This is a genomic window from Castellaniella sp. UC4447_H14, from assembly GCF_052978285.1.
Map to the genome: position 1 here is coordinate 2,170,211 of NZ_CM129666.1, position 19,564 is coordinate 2,189,774.

Below are 19,564 nucleotides of genomic sequence, written 5' to 3' on the forward strand. Positions count from 1 at the left end.
CCATGGCGCGCATTGAATACGCCGACCCGAGCGCGGGACCGGCCCGGGATCTGGCCACACGAATCATCGCCGAGCGCGGCAGCCTGCTGCATCTTTACCGGATGCTGCTGCACAGCCCGCCGGTCGCCGCCGGCTGGCTGGAATATCTCAGCGCGATACGCCACCATACCCGGCTGGATGCGGCCGTGCGGGAAATGATCATCATCCGGATTGCCCATCTGAATCGGGCACCCTACGAAGCCGACCAGCACATCCCGATCGCCCTGCGCGCCGGGATCGGGGCGGAGCAGATCGCATCCCTGGCGCAGCCGGTACCCGACGGAACGCTGTTCGACCGGCGCCAGCAAGCCGTCCTCGCCTACACCGACTCCATGACGCGCGACATCCAGGTCCCGGATGCCGTCTTTGACGCCGTCCATGCACAGTTCCCGGAAGACCAGGTGGTCGAGCTGACCGCAACCATTGCCGCCTACAACATGGTGTCCCGTTTCCTGGAGGCGCTGCAGGTGCATACCAGCGACACGCCGCAGGACCCGCCAGTACACGGCTGAATACATCTCGCTGGCCCGCTCCAGACGGGCGCAACCCGACGAACCGGCATCCAACGCTCCGCTGCCATCGATTGCAAGGCCACGGACTCATCCATATAATGATCAACAGATCACTATAGAAAGAAGTCGAAAAATCACGTGACAGGCGCCCGAAAGCGACGCCTGCGGACATGTGGAGACAATGGATGCATGCAGTGCAAACGGACTGGGTCGACATGTCCGCGGTCGCGGCGGGCCACGCGCGGGCCCGGCCGGGCCCTTCACAGCAACGGCAGCTGCGCAACGCCCTGGGGTGCTTCCCCACCGGCGTCACCGTCGTCACGACCTGCGACGAGCAAGGCCGGCTCTATGGCGTCACCGCGAACTCGTTCAGTTCCGTGTCCCTCGATCCGCCGATTGTCCTCTGGTCCCAGAAGATCGCGGCGCCCAGCCATCCGGTCTTCAAGCGAGCCGCCTACTTTGCCATCAACGTCCTGGAGAGCGGCCAGGAGCGCCTGTCAGCTCAATTCTCCCGGCCGGCTTCCGACAAGTTCGACGGGGTAGACTACGACCTGACCGAAGAGGGCATCCCCCTGCTGAAGGGCGCGGCGGCGCAGTTCGTCTGCCGGAACGACTCCCAGTGCCATGGCGGCGACCATATCGTCTTTTTCGGCAACGTCATCCGATTTGGCTACAGCCCCACAGCCTGCCCGCTCATTTACGCGCGCGGCGGGTGCCTGCCCCGGCCGGACAGAGAGGCGCTCGCATCTAAGTAGAAACCCGGTTCGCCCCGATCCAGCAAACTCCATATCATACAGACGGATATCCACGTCTCCAGTTCGAGCCGTCGTCTGGAATCACCGGTACGAGTTTCAAGATCACGAGAAAAGCGGCCACTGATTCTCGACAACGCAACGACGGAGGTAGCGTAGTGGAACTCGGCATTTTCTTGATGCCCTTGCATTCGCCAAAGCGAAATGTCACGGACACGCTGAAGGAAGACAGGGAGGCCATCATTCTCGCGGACCGATTGGGCTTCAAGGAAGCATTCGTCGGCGAACATCTGACAGACGCGGCCGAAACCGTCACGTCTTCCATGACGTTCCTGGCCAGCCTCCTGAGCGACACCCGACAGATCCGGCTGGGCACAGGCACCCTCAACATGCCGAACAGCCACCCGGTTGCGGTGGCTGCGCAGGTCGCCATGCTGGACCACCTCCTGGAGGGCCGCTTCATCATGGGCATCAGCCCCGGCGGCCTCATGTCCGATGCCGAAGTCTTCGGCAATCTGGACCAGGACCGAAACAGCATGTTCGTGGAATGCATCGACACGGTGCTGAAGATCTGGGATTCCGAGCCGCCTTACGACATCCATGGGAAATATTGGAACGTGTCAGTGGGGCGGACGATGATCCCCGAAATCGGTCAGGGCTTCATCATGAAGCCCTACCAACGGCCCCATCCGCCCATCGTCGGAACCGTGGTGGCCCCCTATTCCAAGGGCGTCACGGAGATGGCAAAGCGGGACTGGCATCCGATCTCGGCGAATTTCCTGCTCCCTCAATGGGTCAAGACCCACTGGGACAAATACGTCGAGGGCCGCGACGCCGTCGGCAAGAAGGCCCTGCCGTCTGAATGGCGCGTGGCCAAGAGCATCTTCGTGGCCGACGATGACAAGATCGCAAAACGCTACGCATACGAAGCGGGCGGTCCCTACCACTTCTACTTCTCCCAGTTGATCCGGAAATTGGTGACGGCAGGAGGACGAGGCAATCTGTTCAAGGCCGATCAGAGCCTGCCGGACAGCGTGGTGACGCCCGAGGCAGTGACCCGGGATCTGGTGATCGCCGGGTCGGTCGACTCGGTCGTCGATCAACTGCTGGCCTTCCGGGAGCAGGTCGGTGATTTCGGAAAACTGCTCTACGCCGGACACGACTGGCTGGACCCGGAACTCGGCAGGCGGTCCATGCAGCTCATGGCGGAGCAGGTGATGCCGAGGCTCAACGAAGCCATCGGAAATCGCTGAGGATCACCCGACACGCTGTCAAAGGGGGACAGATGGAGACAACACATTTGATGGCCCATAAAAACTGTCGGGCCCGCCCATGACGCCGTATCTGATACAGATCGGCAATGCCTTGTCGCTGGCGGCCCTGCTGTTTGTGGTATCGAGCGGGTTTACTCTGATCTTCGGCCTGCTGCGGGTCGTCAACCTCGCGCACGGCAGCCTGTACCTGCTGGGCGGCTACGTCGGGATGGTGATGGCCCGCTGGACGGGCAGCTTCTTCATCGGCGGGCTCACCGCCCTTGTGGCCATCGGAATACTGGGGTCGCTGCTGGATCGCGTGTTGCTGGAGCGCATCCGGAACCAGGAGCTGCGCCAGGTATTGCTCACATTGGGCGTGGCCTTCGTCATCAATGACCTGTGTCTGGTCATCTGGGGCGGCGATGCGCTCAGCGTCCCGGTGCCGCCGGCCCTCCGGGGCGCCGCTCACGTCGGCGATTTGTTCTATCCGAAATACCGGCTCTTCATGATCGCCGCGGGATTCGCGATCTTCGTCTTCCTGTGGATACTGTACAACCGCACCCGCCTGGGAGCGCTCATTCGCGCCGGCGTGGACGACAAGGAAATGGCCGAGGCCATCGGCATCAAGATCAGCCGGCTCTTCGTGTTCACGGTCATGCTCGGGTCGGCGCTGGCGGGCATCGGCGGTGTGCTGGGGGGCGCGTTCCTGACGCTGTATCCCGGCGCCGACGCCGACATCCTCGTGTACAGCCTCGCCATCGTGATCATCGGCGGGCAGGGAAGTCTCGTAGGCGCAGCCGTGGCAAGCCTTCTGGTGGGCCTGCTGGCCACCTTCGGGCAGGTCTGGTTCCCCGAACTCGCCTACTTCATCATCTTCGGGCCGATGGCCTTATTGCTGGCATTCCGGCCATACGGCCTCTTTGGAAGAGGGTGAGATGCTCACGAAATGGAGGACCTGGCTCACTGCGATGATCGGCGCCTTTTTGCTGATCGCACCGCTCGTGCTCAATACCTATCCCAAACTGCTTCTCACCGAGATGCTGATATTCGGGTTGTTTGCCGCGGCCATCGATCTGCTGGCGGGCATGGTCGATCGTGTCACCCTGGGGCATGGCGCGATCTTTGGAATGGGAGCCTACGTCGTGGCATGGTGCCAGCTCTCGGGAGGCATGGACATATGGACCGCCTCCCTCCTGGGCGTCGTGGGAGCCAGTCTGCTCGCGCTGCTGTTTGGGCTGCTCTCGGTGCGAACGTCGGGCGTCTACTTCATGCTCCTGACACTGGCGTTGGGCATGGTCGTCTGGGGTGTGGCCTACCGCTGGGTGTCGGTCACAGGCTCCGAGAGCGGCCTGCGCGGCGTCTCGCGCCCCGCCTTTCTTCAGGATTACGACCACTTCTACTGGTTCGTGCTGTTTGTCGTCGCCGTCGTTTTCGCACTGCTGCGCCTCGTCGCGCGCTCGCAGTTCGGGCTGGCGCTGAGAGCCATCCGCGAAAGCCCGCAGCGCATGGCCACCCTGGGATACCACGTCCCTTATGCCCTGACGATGGTCTTCCTGATCTCCGGATTCGCGGCGGGCGTGGCGGGGGTGCTGGATGTCTGGCTCAACAACTTCGTGAGCCCGACCACCGTTTCCCTGGGCCAATCCGTCAAGGGGCTGCTGATGGCGATCCTCGGGGGAGTGGGAACCCTGTGGGGCGGCTTCGTGGGCGCGATCGTGATCATCGCCCTGGAAAACATCGTGAGCTTCTACACGGAGCGCTGGACGACCGTCCTCGGGCTCCTGTTCATCTTCGCAGTGCTGTTTGCGCCCAATGGACTCATCGGGCTTTTCTCAAGGAAACAAAGAACCGGCAGATAGGAGCAGGACAACCTCTAGAGGAGACAGAAATGAATCGCAGGACATTCATCGTTCGCAGCACCCAGCTGGGTGCGGTACTGGCCATGCCAGCCCTGGGACCACGGGTCTTCGCGGCCGAAGGGCCGATCCGGATCGGATTTTTGAGTCCCCTGACGGGAACGGCCGCCGCACCGGGCAAGGAAATGCAGGACGGCTGGAACCTGTTCTGGAAGCAGCACGGCCTGAAGATCGCCGGCCGCGACGTCAAGATCTACGTCGAGGATGACGGCTCGAATCCCGATACCGCCTTGCAAAAGGCCCGTCGCCTGGTGCAGCAGCAGAAAGTGCATCTGCTGATCGGCGACATCCTGGCCAACACCGGCCTGGCCGTTGCCGAACTGGCCAAAACGACCGGGGTGCCCTACTTGATGCCTGCCGTGGCCGATGACGAGCTCACCCAGAGGGGCCGAATCCACAATGTGCTGAGGACGGGGGCGTTTTCGGCCAGCCAGCTCACCCGGCCACTGGCGGACTGGTCCCTGAAACAGGGGTACAAGCGGGTTGCGACGCTGGCTCAGGACTACTCCTTCGGCTACCAGCAGACGGGCGGCTTCGTTCAGGTCTTCACCGAAGGCGGCGGCACGGTGGCTGGCCAGCTCTGGCATCCGCTGGGCACGGCCGACCTCAGTCCGTACCTGGGCCGGATCCAGGCGATGAAGCCAGACGTCGTCTTCACGGTGCAGACCGGCGCGGACGCTGCAAGGCTGCTCAAGCAGTGGACGGACTTTGGCCTCAAGGGCCAGATCCCGCTGGTGACGTCGCAGAATGTGACCGACCAGTCGGTGATCCGCAATCTGAGGGCGGATGAATGCGAGGGCGTCGTATCCAGTTCCCACTACGCCGAAGGTCTGGACAACAAGAATACCCAGGACTTCGTGCACAGCTACGAACAGGCCTATCACTTGATCCCCGGGATCTTCGCCGCCGAAGGATTCACGGGGGCGCTCTGGCTGACCGACGCGCTGGAGCACATCAAAGGCGACGCCGAAAACCGGGAGAAGCTCATCGAGACCCTGATCTCCCAGAAGGTGACCGGGAGCCCGCTGGGCAAGACGCTGTCGCTGGACAAGTACGGCAACCCGATCTTCGACGTGTATGTCCGGAAGGTCGGCAAACGCGCGGACGGAAAGCTGATCAACGAGGTGATTCAGACTTACCCCCACGTATCGCAGTTCTGGACGTACAACCCGGAGAAATACATGCAGCAACCGCCGTACAGCCGGACGTTCCAGGGCATCAAGAAGTCATAGGAGGCCACACTCTTGGAAACAGACCACGCCCTGGAACTGACGGGGGTCAGCCGGAGCTTCGGCGGACTGAAGGCTGTGGACAACGTATCGATCACTGTGAAACGCGGTACGACCCATGTCATCATCGGTCCCAATGGAGCCGGAAAGACCACCCTGTTTGCATTGATCTCCGGCGAGCTCGGGCTGGGGGAGGGGCAAATCAGGCTTTTCGGCAGGGATGTATCGGCGTGGTCAGCGACACGCAGGGCGCATGAAGGCCTTGGGCGAACCTACCAGATCACGAACATCTTTGCAGACTTGTCGGTCGAGCAGAACGTCATGCTGGCGGTGCGGGGGCGCCGTGGGCAGCGATTCAGCCTGTTCAAGCGGGACAAGCCCGACGCGGAGATGAGCGAGCACGTGGACGCCGCGCTCAGTCGCTGCGGACTGGGCGACCGCCGGCAAATGCGCGCCGGCGACATGTCCTATGGGGAGCAGCGGTTGCTGGAGCTGTCCATCGCGATCGGCAACGACCCCAAGGTGCTCTTGCTCGACGAGCCGGCGGCCGGCCTGTCCCCCGCGGAGCGTGGACCCATGGCGGACACCATCCGGCGACTGGCGGAGAACCTCACCATCGTGCTGATCGAACATGACATGGGCTTGGCACTGGGGCTGGCCGACCAGGTCAGCTGTCTGTACTACGGGGCGCTGCTCGCGGAAGGCACGCCGGACCAGATCAGGGCGGATGATCGCGTCCAGGAGGTGTATTTCGGAGGAGCGGGAATTGGCGCTTGAGATCAAGTCACTGGTCAGCGGCTACCGCAACGCCCAGGTCCTGCACGGAGTGAGCCTGGCCGTACCGGAAGGCGAAGTGGTGGGCCTGCTGGGCCGCAACGGGATGGGCAAATCGACGCTCATCCGGTCCATCATGCAGGTCAATCCCCCGACGATCGACTCGGGGTCGATTCTTTGGCGCGGCCAGGAGCTCGTCGGTCTGAGGCCGGACCAGGTCGCCTTGATGGGCATCGGATACGTGCCCCAGGGACGCCGCCTGTTCGCTTCGCTGACCGTCCAGGAGCATCTGAGCATCGTACCGGCCCGGACGCCGGACGCCGGCCGGCCGGCCTGGGATACCGCCCGGATCTACCAGCTTTTTCCAAGGCTGGCCGAACGCAAGAAGCACCGCGGCAATCAACTCTCGGGCGGCGAGCGGCAGATGCTGGCCATCGCGCGCGCCCTCATGCTCAATCCCAGCGTGCTGTTGATGGACGAGCCCACCGAAGGCCTGGCGCCTGTCATGGTCCAGACGGTGGAGCGCGCGGTCAGGGAGTTGAAAAAGACCGGACTCACGATCCTGCTGGTCGAGCAGAACCTGCGCAGCGCCCTGAACGTGACCGACGACGTCTACATCCTGGAAACCGGCCAGATCGTGCATCGGGCCACTGCGCGCGATCTGGAAAGCGACCCCGAAACCCTGCATCGCTACCTGGGGGTCTGAGCCGCTTGCGGCAGCACCCTCAGCGGCGCGGGCCGCCGCCCCAGGGTTCGAACGCCGCGCTGATGTCCCGCATATCGGTCACGCCGTGGCGGAGCAACAGCGTGAGCAGCGCTTTCGCCTTGAGGCCATCCAGCCAGCCGGCGCGTATCAACCCCCTGCGCTGCAGGTCGATCTCGCTGCCCGGGAAACCGTAGGTATGCGACAGCGTCTCACCGGCTCCCGTCCGCGAGGCCAGGATCACGGGAATCTGCCGTGCCACCGATTCAAGCGCATCAGCGACCTCGACCGGCACGTGCCCCCCTCCGGTCGCTTCCACCACCAGGCCCTGGAACTGCCCCGGCGGCAGCGCACGAATGAGCGTGCCATCGTCGCCCAGCGCCACTGTGACGAGCGCCACTCGACGGTCCTGGGCGGACGCGGAGTTCGGGATGGTGGGAAGGCGGTCCAGCCTGGATCCGACGAAGACCCGGCCTTCACTCACCCAACCCAGCCGCCCGCTGGCCGGGGAGCTGAAGGCGTCCACCCGGCTCGTATGGGTCTTGCGCACGAAGCGCGCAGCATGCAGTTCGTCGTTCATCACCACGAGACAGCCGCAGCCGCGCGCCTCTGGACCGATGGCCACCTGAACGGATGCCAATAAGTTCGCTGGCCCGTCGGCCCCCGGAACAGTGGGGTTGCGCATGGCGCCCGTGACGACGACCGGCATCTCCGTATGCACCAGCCGGTCCAGCACGAAGGCGGTTTCCTCGATGGTATCCGTCCCCTGGGTGACGACGACCCCGCGATAGCCCGCCTGGTCCAGGCTGATGATTTCCTGGGCCAAGGCCTCCAGATCGCCGTATTTCAGGTGTGCGCTCGGAAGCTGGCGAAAAGTCCGCGCATCGATCCGGGCCAGATCGCCCAGACCAGGAACCGCAGCCGCCAGCATCTCGCCGCTGAGCGTCGGGACCACCCCGCCGTCCTCGCCCTTCGTCATGGCAATCGTGCCGCCCAACGCCAGAATGGCTACCTTGAATTCACTCATGTGGACCCCTTCGTGGCCCGTGTCTGCGAGCCATTGACTGGAACGACTTTCGGCCTATAGTCTAGCTTACTTATAGATCGACTGAACACTTGGAAAACCATGCACGAATCGCTCTCCGGGGAACCCGCTCCCGTTCTGGTTGTCGCCAACTCGCTGTGTGCCACCCACGAAATATGGCGTGACCTGATCTCATCGTGGCGTGCGCGGTACCAGGTGGTGTGCCTCGGCTACGCCGGCCACGGGCCGGACGATGCGGATTCGCTACCGGCGCGCGATTCGGTCCAGGCACTGGGCGAAGCGCTCATCCGCCGCCTGGACGCAGATGACATCGAGCAATTCGATTACGTCGGCCTGTCTCTCGGCGGGTCGCTGGGGCTCCACCTGGCCAGCCGCTACCCCGAGCGGGTGCGGCGGCTGGTGGCTGCGAACTGTCGCTACGAAGCGGGAGAAACCGGAAAGCGGCAATGGGATCAGAGAATCCGACACGTCGAGGCAAACGGCATTGCGCCCATCGTGGAAGGCACACTGTCCCGATGGCTGACGGAGCCGTTCCGCCAACACCATCCGGCGGTCGTCGCCCGGCTCGGCACGATGATTCTGGGAACCAGCGTCGAGGGCTTCACGTCGGCAGCGACGGCGGTTCGCGACCTGAACCTGGGTGACGAGCTGCCCGACATCCGCTGCCCCGTCCTGCTTCTGACGGGGGACCAGGACCAGGCGGCACCCGCCCAGCATATGCAGGAAATCGCCCATCGGATCCCCGGCGCGCAGCTCCATGTATTCGAACACTGCGCGCACATTTCGTGCATAGAACAGGCCGCCGGCTTTGCCGAGCAGACTGCCCGGCATTTCAGGAACTGAGGGGCCCTGTAGAGCCCCGCGCCGCCTTGGTCTCACGGTTGCGCATTCGCTTGTGATAGAGATGCGCCACGCTTTCCATGAAGCCTTCGACCAGGGCCTCGATGACCGCATTGAAATTCTGGGGCGTCGCCGTATGGTAGACCCAGCGCCGCATGCCGATATAGAAGATGCTGGCGTGAAGCGCCCAGACCAGTTCGATTTCCAGCGCAAGGTCATCGCGGGGCTTGGCGACGAAACCATACTCATGACGCGCCTCCAGTACCACGGTCTTGAAGATCCCCTTCTGAAGCAGCTCGAAAAGCTTGTTGTTGATGCCCTTCTGATGCAGGCCAGCCAGGATCAGGATCCTGACCCAGTCATTCTGGATGAGGTTCTGCGCATACTCCAGGTAATAGGCCTTCAGGCGGCGCTCGAAGGGCTTGCTGCGATCCCGCAGCATCTCTTCCCACTGCGGGTTCCAGCGCGCCAGATAGACCTGGTTGTAAACCTCATCGAACAGCGCCTGCTTGGTCGGGAAATAGCGGTACAGAAGCGACTGCGTCACCCCGATCTGCCGGGCGAGCTCCCGCGTGCTGCCGCCAAACCCATGCTCTGCGAAGTAATCGACAGCCTTCTGAACGATCATGCGTTTTCGTTCCGCGGGATCCATCCGCGCGGCTCGGCGACGGACAGGACTTTCTTTCGTGGACCGCATGCGAATGAATCTCCTTGGTGGCCGGAATACCGGATGATGAGGCGATGGTCTGCCATTTTCCCACCAACGGCGTGCGATCGGCCCCTCCGTCCAGGAGCCTAGGCTCCAGAGGCCTCCAGCCCGATCAGCGTCACGCCCTCCTGGACCTGATCGCCGACGCCATAGAAGATTTCCTGGACCGTGCCGTCGTGCGGCGCCTCGATGGAATGCTCCATCTTCATCGCCTCCATCACGATCAGCGGCGTGCCCTTTTGCACGACGTCGCCGACGGCCACGGCAACCGACAGGATCTTGCCCGGCATGGGCGCTGTCAGGCCCCCCGCCACGTCATCGACCTGCGTGCTGGCCAGCGCGATCGGATCCTGCCATTGCAAGGTCGTGCGCTGACCATCGCTGAAGACATCCAGACGCAGCGCCCGGCGATGAACCTGCCCCTGGGCCTCGCGGGCGCCAAGCTCGATACGGATGTCCGTTGCGCGACCATCGGATGCACGCCAATGGAACGGCTGGGGCTCGCCCCCGTCGATGGTCAGCGTCCAGGTGCCGCCATCACGACGGACATGCAGGCTGCGGGCGCCGGTAGCGTCCTCCAGCGTCAGCGTCCGGGCATAGTGGGCGCCGACCCGCCACCCGTCGGCCAGCTGCCAGGGATCGGACGTCCCCGTGCTGCCGAACGCGGGGGATACGGCAGCCGGCAGCAGCGCGGCGGCGGCCAGGCCCAGGACCACGTCGGGTGCGGCCTGCGCAGCGGGGAACAGGTGATCATGCTCGCGTTCGATCAGGCCGGTATCCAGATCAGCCGTGGCAAAGGCCCGGGAACTCATCAGACGCCCCAGGAACGCAATATTGGTCTGCAGCCCGGTGCAGCAGACGGCGCCCAGGGCACGCTGCATGCGCTGACGCGCCTGCTCCCGATCGTCGGCATGGACGATGAGCTTGGCAATCATCGGATCGTAATAGGGCGTGATGGTGTCGCCTTCCCGCACGCCGCCATCGACCCGCAACGCGCCAATGCGGAAATTCACATGCTCGGGCCAGGTCAGCACGTCCAGGTGCCCGATGCTGGGCAGGAAGTCGTTGGCCGGGTTCTCCGCGTAGATGCGCGCCTCGATGGCGTGGCCGCTGATGCGCAGTTCTTCCTGGCGCAGCGGCAGCGGTTCGCCAGCCGCCACACGAAGCTGCCATTCCACCAGATCCTGGCCCGTGATGGCTTCGGTGATGGGGTGCTCGACCTGCAGCCGCGTGTTCATTTCCATGAAGTAGAAACGCCCGTCGGGTTCCACGATGAACTCCACCGTGCCGGCACCGACATACCCCACGGCCTGGGCGGCGGCCACTGCCGCCTCGCCCATGGCCTTGCGCCGCTCGGGAGTCATGCCGGGCGCGGGGGCCTCCTCGATGACCTTCTGGTGGCGCCGCTGCACCGAGCAATCGCGCTCGAACAGGTAGACGCACTGTCCGTGCGTATCGCCAAAGACCTGGAATTCGATATGGCGCGGCTTTTGCAAATAGCGTTCGATGAGCACCTGGGCGCTGCCGAAGCTGCCGGCGGACTCGCGCTGGCAGGACGCCAGAGCCGCCTGGAAGTCCGCGTCGCGCTCCACCGTTCGCATGCCCTTGCCGCCGCCGCCGGCGCTGGCCTTGATGAGCACCGGATAGCCGATGGCGCGCGCCTGTTCTTGCAGGAAGTCAGGCTCCTGGCGCTCGCCGTGATAGCCCGGCACCAGCGGCACCTCGGCGCGGGCCATCAGGGTCTTGGCTGCCGATTTGCTGCCCATGGCGGCGATTGCCGAGGCAGGAGGGCCGATGAAGACCAGACCGGCATCCTGGCAAGCCTGGGCGAATTTTGCATTCTCCGACAGGAACCCATAGCCCGGATGGACGGCCTGCGCCCCCGTCCGGCGAGCCGCTTCCAGGATGGCCTCGACGCGCAGGTAGCTCTCGGCGGGCTCCGGCCCGCCGATGCGGACCGCCAAATCGCAGGCCTGCACGTGGCGAGCGTGTGCATCGGCATCGGAATACACCGCCACCGTGCGGATGCCCATGCGTCGGGCCGTTGCGGCGACGCGGCAGGCGATTTCGCCGCGGTTGGCGATCAGAATGGTATCAAACACGAACTGTCTCCTTACATCCGGAATACGCCGAAGCGCGTCTCTTCGATCGGGGCGTGCCGTGCGGCCGCCAGCCCCAGACCCAGGACGCGGCGCGTGTCCGCCGGCGCGATGATGCCGTCATCCCACAGACGCGCCGTCGAGTAATAGGCATGGCCTTCGTGCTCGTACTGAGCGCGGATGGGCGCCTTGAAGGCTTCTTCTTCCTCGGCCGACCATTGGCCGCCCTTGCGTTCGATGCTGTCGCGGCGCACCGTGGCCAGCACGCTGGCCGCCTGCTCGCCGCCCATGACCGAGATGCGAGCGTTGGGCCACATGAACAGCAGCCGGGGGCTGAAGGCGCGCCCGCACATGCCGTAGTTGCCGGCCCCGAACGAGCCACCGATCAGCACGGTGAACTTGGGCACCGCCGCCGTGGAGACCGCCGTGACCATCTTCGCGCCGTGGCGCGCGATGCCTTCGTTCTCGTACTTGCGGCCCACCATGAACCCGCTGATGTTCTGCAGGAAGATGAGCGGCGTCTTGCGCTGACAGCACAGTTCGATGAAATGTGTGCCCTTCTGGGCGGCTTCCGAGAACAGGATGCCGTTGTTGGCGATGATGCCCACGGGCATCCCGTAGAGACGGGCGAATCCCGTCACCAGGGTGGTTCCGTAGCGCGCCTTGAATTCCTCGAACTCCGAGCCGTCAGTGATGCGCGCGATGACTTCCCGCACGTCATAGGGCTTGCGCGTGTCCTGCGGGATGATGCCGTCGAGCTGCGCCGGGTCGTACAGCGGTTCGGACCAGGAACCGCTGTCGGGCTGCACCGGGCGGTTGAGCCGTGCCACGGCCTCCCGGGCCAGCCGCAATGCATGGGTGTCGCTCTCGGCCAGGTGGTCGGCCACGCCCGACAGACGGGTATGCACGTCGCCCCCGCCCAGATCCTCGGCCGAGACCTCTTCACCCGTCGCCGCCTTCACCAGCGGCGGCCCGCCCAGGAAGATGGTGCCCTGGTTGCGCACGATGATGGACTCGTCACTCATGGCCGGCACATAAGCGCCGCCTGCCGTGCACGACCCCATGACCACCGCCAACTGGGCAATCCCCATGGACGACATGACGGCCTGGTTGTAGAAGATGCGCCCGAAGTGGTCCCGGTCCGGAAAGACGTCGTCCTGATTGGGCAGGTTGGCCCCCCCGGAATCGACCAGGTACACGCACGGCAAATGGTTCTGCTGAGCGATTTCCTGGGCGCGCAAGTGCTTTTTCACCGTCAGCGGGTAGTAGGTGCCGCCCTTGACGGTGGCATCGTTGCAGACAACCATGCACTCGGTGCCGCTGATGCGGCCGATGCCGGTGATCAGCCCGGCCCCCGGCGAGGCGTTGCTATAGACGTCGTGCGCCGCCAGCGGCGACAGCTCCAGGAAAGGCGTTCCCGGATCCAGCAGGCGCTCCACCCGCTCGCGCGGCAACAGCTTGCCTCGGGCGACATGTTTGGCGCGCGCAGCTTCACTGCCCCCCTGGGCGGTACGGGCGATCTGCGTCTGGAGATCCGCGACTTGTGCCCGCATCGCGCGTGCATTGTCCTGAAATTCTTGTGATCGGGGATTGATGCGGGATTCAATGACCGGCATGACAGTTCCTGAAAGGGGCAGCACTCCAGGGGCGGGCATCGCCCGCCCCTGGAGTGCTGCCCGGATTTACAGCATTTCGATGGCGATGGCGACGGCTTCCCCACCGCCGATGCACAGCGATGCAACGCCACGCTTGCCGCCCGATTGGCGCAGCGCGCCGATCAGTGTCGTGATCAGGCGAGCGCCGGAACATCCAATCGGGTGGCCCAGTGCGGTGGCGCCGCCGTGGACGTTGACCTTGCCATGCGGAATCTCGAGTTCCTTCATGGCCGCCATGGTGACCACCGCAAAGGCTTCGTTGATTTCGAACAGGTCAACGTCGGCGACCGTCCAGCCGGCCTTGGAGAGGACCTTCTGGATGGCGGCAACCGGGGCCGTGGTGAACCATTGAGGCTCCTGGGCGTGCTGCGTGTGGGCGACGATGCGGGCCAGCGGCTTGGCTCCCAGCTCCTGAGCCTTCGAGCCTCGCATCACGACCAGTGCGGCCGCCCCGTCCGAAATCGACGACGAGTTCGCGGCCGTCACCGTCCCGTCTTTCTTGAAGGCAGGCTTCAGCGTGGGGATCTTTTCAGGCTTGGCCTTGAACGGGGCCTCGTCCTTGTCCACCACGGTGTCGCCCTTGCGATCATGAATCGTGACCGGCACCATTTCCCATTCGAAGCTGCCGTCCTCGTTCGCGGCGCGGGCGCGCTTGAGGGACTCCAGCGAGAAGGCGTCCTGCTCCTCGCGCGTGAAATGATATTTGCTGGCACAGTCCTCGGCAAACACGCCCATGGCCGTGCCTTTCTGGTAGGCATCTTCCAGGCCGTCGAGCGCCATATGGTCATAGACGGTGGAATGACCGTAGCGATAACCCTGGCGGCCCTTCAGCAGCAGGTAGGGAGCGTTGCTCATGCTCTCCATGCCGCCGGCCACGGCCACATCGACCGATTCGGCCTTGATGATGTCGTGCGCGAGCATGACCGCCTTCATGCCCGAGCCGCAGACCTTGTGCAACGTGCTGGCTGGCGTGCTCTTGGGCAGGCCGGCGCCGATCGTGGCCTGGCGGGCGGGCGCCTGGCCCTGGCCGGCCTGCAGCACATTGCCCATGATGACTTCCTGGACAGCGTCGCCGGCAATGCCGGCGCGCTCGACGGCAGCCCGGATGGCAATGGCGCCCAGTTCGTGCGCCGACAGCGGCGACAGGCTGCCCATCATTCCCCCCATGGGGGTACGGGCCGCCGAAACAATGACGATGGAATCAGACATGATGGTCTCCTGGTACGAATGGGGTGTCACCCCCCGGAACGAACCGGGACGGGCGGGCTGACCGCAGCCGGCGCGCGGGGGGGTAGGGATAGATATCTTCGACGCGCCCCTGGGCGACGCGCTGGCGGCAATCCTGCCACCATTGTGCATCCAAAAGGTCCGCATGGTGCTTCAGGAAAGCGGCGCGCACCCGGGGGGCTCCCAGCAGGAAGCTGGCAAATTCCTCCGGGAATACGTCGTGGGCGCCCACTGGGTACCAGGGTTCGCTGGACAGCTCGGCTTCCTCGTTGGGGGCGGGCGGGATCCGGCGGAACCGCATGTCGGTCATGGGCTGGATTTCGTCATAGTCGTAGAACACGATACGGCCCAGGCGGGTGACGCCAAAATTCTTGTACAACATGTCGCCCGGGAAAATATTGGCGGCCGCCAGTTCACGGATGGCCTGGCCGTACTGCCTGATGGCGGACTCCAGTGCGGCGTCCGATGCACCGGCCAGAAAGAGGTTCAGCGGCGTCATGCGCCGCTCGATATAGACGTGCTTGAGGACGATGAGGTCAGCCGACTCCTCGAGCAGGCTGGGAACATCGACCCGCAGGCTGGCGAGCAGTCGTGGCGAGAAGCGCGCGCGCGGCAGCGCCACCTGTGAGTATTCCCAAGTATCCGCCATGCGTCCGACCCGGTCGTGCTTTTTCACAAGCTGGTATTTACGCCGCACGGTGGCCTCGTCCATGCCGTCCTTGGCAATGTGATCGCGGATGAGCTTGAACACATAGGGATACGACGGCTGCGTGAACACGGTCATGACCATGCCCTGGATTCCCGGCGCCGCGTCGAAGGCATCGCTGGAATGCGAGAGATGGTGCAGGAAATCGCGGTAGAACAGCGTCTTCCCCTGCTTCTGCAGGCCGACCGCGGTATAGATCTCCGCCTTGGGCTTGCGCGGAAAGAGCGACGACAGGAAATCCACGTAGGCTGCAGGGGCCTCCATGTCCACCAGAAAATAGGCGCGCGTGAAGCTGAACAGCGTGCTGAGATCGTCGCTGGTGTGCAGCAGCGCATCGAGCTGGATGTGGTTCGAGGGCGTATGCAGCAGCGCCACGGCAAAGGGATGGATGGCGGTCTGGTTGATGACCCGCCCCACGATATAGGCGCCTTTGTTGCGGAAGAACAGGGAACTCAGGACCTGGATCTGGCAGTCCGGTGCCAGGCGCCGGCCGCGCCCCCGGGGCAGTATTTGACGCAGGTGCCGCATTCCCATGCGGCCGAGGCGGCGGATATCCGTCGGGAGATCTTCATAAGGCGCCGCCAGGCCAAAATCCGCCACCATGCGAGTCAGGCTGGGCAGCAGGCCTTCGGTCAACGGGTAGTAGGACCGGTAGGATGGCCGCGGGCCGTCGATGTACTCGGTCGCGACCGCCGGCCGCACGAAGAGAAAATCGCTGTTGAAGTAGCTGCGATGCAGGATGCGGCACGAAACCGAATTGAAAAAAGTCTCGGCGCATTCGGGCTGCCGGTGGTCGGCCAGCAGCGCGATGTAGCGGGCCTTGGTGGCCTGCCAGAAATCGACCTGTGCCTCCGTGAGCGCCAGATCGGGCGCCGTGCGCGCCGATGCCGTTCCGCGCAGCGCCTGTGCCAGGGCGGCGGCGCATTCGCGCACGCGCGTGTCATAGTATTCAATGCGCTCGCGCGAAAGCTCCTGGATGCCGCGCCAGTCGGCCGACTCGAAAAGCGACTTGGCGCGCTGTGCGCTGTAGCGAAAGAGCGCGTAATGGCGATCGAATCCCGCCAGAATCATGCGCGCAACGGCCTCGGGCCCGTATGCGCGGGGCGCGACGGGCTCGATATGCCGCAGATCGCCTTCGTCGCGCATGGCATCAGGCCGTTTCGGCAAACAGCTCGCGGCCGATCAGCATGCGGCGGATTTCGCTCGTTCCAGCGCCGATTTCGTAGAGTTTGGCATCGCGCCACAGGCGGCCGGTGGGATAGTCGTTGATGTAGCCGTTGCCGCCCAGGATCTGGATGCCCTCGCCTGCCATCCAGGTCGCCTTTTCGGCGCAGTACAGGATCACCCCCGCGCAGTCCTTGCGCACCTGGCGGGCATGCTGCGCGCCCAGCCGGTCCAGATTCTTGCCCACCGTGTAGCAGTACGCGCGGCAGGCCTGCATGGTGGTGTACAAGTCGGCCAGCTTCGCCTGGATGAGTTGAAATTCGCCGATGGACTGCCCGAACTGCTGGCGCTCGTGGACGTAAGGCACCACCACGTCCAGCACCGCCTGCATGATCCCCAGCGGTCCGGATGCCAGCACGGCGCGCTCGTAGTCCAGCCCGCTCATCAGCACCTTCACCCCGCCATTGACCTGGCCCAGCACGTTTTCGGCCGGGACCTCGCAGTCCCGGAAGACCAGCTCGCCCGTGTGCGAGCCGCGCATGCCCAGCTTGTCGAGCTTTTGCGCCACCGAAAAGCCGGGGAAGTCCTTTTCAACGATAAATGCGGTGATCCCGTGCTGCCGGGCATCCGGATCGGTCTTGGCATACACCACCAGCGTATCGGCATCCGGCCCGTTGGTGATCCACATCTTGGTGCCGTTCAGCACATAGCGGTCGCCTCGCTTTTCGGCCCGCAGGCGCATGCTGACCACGTCGGATCCGGCCCCCGGCTCGCTCATGGCGAGCGCGCCCACGTGTTCGCCCGAAATCAGCCCCGGCAGATATTTGCGTTTCTGGGCCTCGGTCCCGTTGCGGTGAATCTGGTTCACACACAAGTTGGAGTGCGCCACATAGGACAGGGCGATGGACGCGCTGGCCCGGGAGATCTCCTCCATTGCGATCATGTGCGCCAGATATCCCAGGGCGGCGCCGCCGTAGGTCTCGCTCACGGTGACGCCCAGCAGGCCCAGATCGCCGAACTTCCGCCAGAGATCCATGGGAAAGCGGTCGGTGCGGTCGGCTTCCGCGGCACGCGGCGCAATTTCCGACTGCGCAAATTCCCGCACGGCATCGCGCAACATATCCAGGTCAGTGCCAAGATCGAAATTCAGGCCAGGCAGGTCCATGAGTTGTCTCCTGAAGAAGGTGCCCCGCACAAGCGAAACAGAGTAATTTTCCTATAACGTTTACGTTAACGTCAATCAGGGAACTCCTGAAGGCCGCTGGTGGGGTCCATGGCCGGCCGACGACCGGCTATGCATCGAATGCCGATCCGCCGAAGGCGCCGGCCAGGACGGGTCGCGGCAGGATCAGGAGGCGGCCGCGCGCTGCGCCTCGCGGGCGCGCAACAGAGCTTCGCAGTCCGCCTGCTGGCGGCTGATCTCCCGCAGCGTTTCGTCCAGGTCTCGGCGCTGCTGCTCCAGCTTCTCGCGGTGGCTGGACAGAACCTCGGCATAGTGCCGCAACTGCTTGGTCGAACTGGCGCCGCTGCGATCGTACAGATTGATGAGACTGAGAATCTCGGCGAGCTGCAGCCCGAGCCGCCGTCCGCGCAAGGCGAGCTTCAGCCGCGTGCGGTCGCGGGGCGCGTAGACGCGCCGCCGCCCTTCGCGCGCCGGGCTGACGATACCTTGGTCTTCATAGAACCGGATGGTACGAGGGGTGACGCCGAACTCTCGCGACAGTTCTGTAATCGTCCAGGTGGGTTGATTCATCGGCAGGTCCATGGAGGCGGGCAACTTCAGTTTACGTTAACGTCAGTTATATTGTCTGACATAATCTTGAAGTCGGGCAAACGCACGGAGTTCGAATCGACATGAATCCCCAGGAACAACAATTGAAGTATCCGTTGGGTGACACCCTGCCCGGTGGCGGGGAGGCGGTGGACGTCGCCGATGGCGTCCGTTGGCTGCGCATGCCGCTGCCGTTCGCGCTCGATCACGTCAACCTCTGGTTGCTGCGCGACCGGATCGACGGGCGCGACGGCTGGACGATCGTGGATTGCGGCATCGATCGCCCCGAAGTCCGGGAATGCTGGGAAACGGTCTTCGCGCAGGCGCTGGACGGTCTGCCTGTGCTGCGGGTGCTGGTCACGCACATGCATCCGGACCACGTCGGGCTGGCGCACTGGCTGTGCGAACGCTGGGGGGTACCGCTCTGGATGACCATGACGGACTACGTCCTGGCACGGTTGTGGTGCGGCACGGGCAAATCCGGCGCAGCGCACGACGACGCGGCCTCGAACGAGCCGTCCATCCGGCACTTCGCCCGCCACGGTCTGGTCGATCCGGACATCCAGGCACAGATGCGGGTCCGCCGCAACTATTACGGCGGGATGGTGCCCGACGTCCCGGCTCACTTCCACCGCATCATGGACGGCGACACGCTGACCATCGGCGGACGCGAATGGCAGGTCTTCGGGGGCTACGGCCATGCGCCCGAACACGCTTCTTTCTGGTGCCCGTCGCTGGGCGTACTGATCTCCGGCGACATGGTGCTGCCGCGCATTTCGACCAATGTCAGCGTGTTCGCCCAGGAACCCGAGGCCAATCCGCTGACCCTGTACCTCGCCTCGCTCAAGCGCTTGCGACCGCTGCCGGAAGATGCGCTCGTGCTGCCGTCGCACGGCAAGCCCTTCCTCGGACTGCAGGTACGCATCACCCAGCAGCTCGATCACCATGCGGACCGCCTGGCGGAAGTGCTGACGGCCTGTGCGCGGCCGCAAAATGCGCATGATCTGCTGCCCGTGCTGTTTCACCGAAAGCTGGACACGCACCAGCTTTCATTCGCCATGGGCGAATCCATCGCCCATCTGCACGCCCTATACTTTGAAGGCACATTGACGCGCCATCTGGGCGCGGATGGCATCTACCGTTTTCAACGAGCCTGACACCGCGTACAGG

Annotated in this window: 18 protein-coding genes; 10 read left to right on the plus strand and 8 right to left on the minus strand. The window is 64.3% G+C overall.

Annotation, left to right across the window (positions count from 1 at the left end; all coding sequences use genetic code 11):
- Window positions 1-2: 2 nt before the first annotated feature.
- From ACVCMJ_RS10465 to ACVCMJ_RS10500, 8 genes are all read left to right on the plus strand, one after another.
- Window positions 3-551, plus strand: coding sequence for a carboxymuconolactone decarboxylase family protein (locus ACVCMJ_RS10465; RefSeq protein WP_447081352.1), 549 nt, complete (start codon window positions 3-5; stop codon window positions 549-551).
- A gap of 185 nt (window positions 552-736) precedes the next feature.
- The gene (locus ACVCMJ_RS10470; protein WP_447081353.1) at window positions 737-1,306 is read left to right on the plus strand and encodes a flavin reductase family protein; all 570 of its coding nucleotides are present in this window, start codon (window positions 737-739) and stop codon (window positions 1,304-1,306) included.
- 155 nt (window positions 1,307-1,461) lie between these two features.
- The gene (locus ACVCMJ_RS10475; RefSeq protein WP_447081354.1) at window positions 1,462-2,556 is read left to right on the plus strand and encodes an LLM class flavin-dependent oxidoreductase; all 1,095 of its coding nucleotides are present in this window, start codon (window positions 1,462-1,464) and stop codon (window positions 2,554-2,556) included.
- A gap of 79 nt (window positions 2,557-2,635) precedes the next feature.
- Window positions 2,636-3,490, plus strand: a complete 855-nt coding sequence (locus ACVCMJ_RS10480; RefSeq protein ID WP_447081355.1) for a branched-chain amino acid ABC transporter permease — start codon at window positions 2,636-2,638, stop codon at window positions 3,488-3,490.
- Between the two features lies 1 nt (window position 3,491).
- On the plus strand, window positions 3,492-4,415 hold the full coding sequence (locus tag ACVCMJ_RS10485) for a branched-chain amino acid ABC transporter permease (protein ID WP_447081356.1): 924 nt from the start codon (window positions 3,492-3,494) through the stop codon (window positions 4,413-4,415).
- Between the two features lie 29 nt (window positions 4,416-4,444).
- Window positions 4,445-5,704 (plus strand): ABC transporter substrate-binding protein, encoded by a 1,260-nt coding sequence (locus ACVCMJ_RS10490; RefSeq protein ID WP_447081357.1) that lies wholly within the window; start codon window positions 4,445-4,447, stop codon window positions 5,702-5,704.
- Window positions 5,705-5,716: 12 nt separating this feature from the next.
- Complete coding sequence (locus ACVCMJ_RS10495) at window positions 5,717-6,478, plus strand: ABC transporter ATP-binding protein (protein WP_447081358.1); 762 nt, start codon at window positions 5,717-5,719, stop codon at window positions 6,476-6,478.
- Window positions 6,468-7,181, plus strand: a complete 714-nt coding sequence (locus ACVCMJ_RS10500; RefSeq protein WP_447081359.1) for an ABC transporter ATP-binding protein — start codon at window positions 6,468-6,470, stop codon at window positions 7,179-7,181. The genes ACVCMJ_RS10495 and ACVCMJ_RS10500 overlap by 11 nt, the downstream gene beginning before the upstream one ends.
- Window positions 7,182-7,200: 19 nt before the next feature.
- Here the strand turns inward: ACVCMJ_RS10500 and ACVCMJ_RS10505 are convergent, their stop codons facing one another.
- Window positions 7,201-8,205 (minus strand): asparaginase, encoded by a 1,005-nt coding sequence (locus ACVCMJ_RS10505; RefSeq protein WP_447081360.1) that lies wholly within the window; start codon window positions 8,203-8,205, stop codon window positions 7,201-7,203.
- Between the two features lie 99 nt (window positions 8,206-8,304).
- Here ACVCMJ_RS10505 and ACVCMJ_RS10510 point away from each other — a divergent pair, with 99 nt between their 5' ends.
- Window positions 8,305-9,066, plus strand: coding sequence for an alpha/beta fold hydrolase (locus ACVCMJ_RS10510; protein WP_447081361.1), 762 nt, complete (start codon window positions 8,305-8,307; stop codon window positions 9,064-9,066).
- Here ACVCMJ_RS10510 and ACVCMJ_RS10515 read toward each other — a convergent pair.
- The 7 genes from ACVCMJ_RS10515 to ACVCMJ_RS10545 form a co-directional block, all read right to left on the minus strand.
- Window positions 9,056-9,691, minus strand: a complete 636-nt coding sequence (locus ACVCMJ_RS10515) for a TetR/AcrR family transcriptional regulator (RefSeq protein WP_447081362.1) — start codon at window positions 9,689-9,691, stop codon at window positions 9,056-9,058. The genes ACVCMJ_RS10510 and ACVCMJ_RS10515 overlap by 11 nt on opposite strands.
- Window positions 9,692-9,858: 167 nt before the next feature.
- A complete protein-coding gene (locus tag ACVCMJ_RS10520) occupies window positions 9,859-11,874 on the minus strand; it encodes an acetyl/propionyl/methylcrotonyl-CoA carboxylase subunit alpha (protein WP_447081363.1) in 2,016 nt (671 codons plus the stop codon).
- A gap of 11 nt (window positions 11,875-11,885) precedes the next feature.
- Window positions 11,886-13,487 (minus strand): carboxyl transferase domain-containing protein, encoded by a 1,602-nt coding sequence (locus ACVCMJ_RS10525; protein ID WP_447081364.1) that lies wholly within the window; start codon window positions 13,485-13,487, stop codon window positions 11,886-11,888.
- A 66-nt stretch (window positions 13,488-13,553) separates the two neighbouring features.
- Complete coding sequence (locus tag ACVCMJ_RS10530; RefSeq protein ID WP_447081365.1) at window positions 13,554-14,735, minus strand: acetyl-CoA C-acyltransferase; 1,182 nt, start codon at window positions 14,733-14,735, stop codon at window positions 13,554-13,556.
- Window positions 14,728-16,605, minus strand: coding sequence for a bifunctional isocitrate dehydrogenase kinase/phosphatase (gene aceK / locus ACVCMJ_RS10535; protein ID WP_447081366.1), 1,878 nt, complete (start codon window positions 16,603-16,605; stop codon window positions 14,728-14,730). Before aceK ends, ACVCMJ_RS10530 begins: the two co-directional genes overlap by 8 nt.
- Before the next feature lie 4 nt (window positions 16,606-16,609).
- Window positions 16,610-17,788, minus strand: coding sequence for an isovaleryl-CoA dehydrogenase (locus ACVCMJ_RS10540; protein ID WP_447081367.1), 1,179 nt, complete (start codon window positions 17,786-17,788; stop codon window positions 16,610-16,612).
- 183 nt (window positions 17,789-17,971) lie between these two features.
- Window positions 17,972-18,376: a MerR family transcriptional regulator gene (locus ACVCMJ_RS10545; protein ID WP_447081368.1), complete on the minus strand. Its 405-nt coding sequence runs from the start codon at window positions 18,374-18,376 to the stop codon at window positions 17,972-17,974.
- Between the two features lie 101 nt (window positions 18,377-18,477).
- Here ACVCMJ_RS10545 and ACVCMJ_RS10550 point away from each other — a divergent pair, with 101 nt between their 5' ends.
- Window positions 18,478-19,551, plus strand: coding sequence for an MBL fold metallo-hydrolase (locus ACVCMJ_RS10550; RefSeq protein WP_447081369.1), 1,074 nt, complete (start codon window positions 18,478-18,480; stop codon window positions 19,549-19,551).
- Window positions 19,552-19,564: the final 13 nt, after the last annotated feature.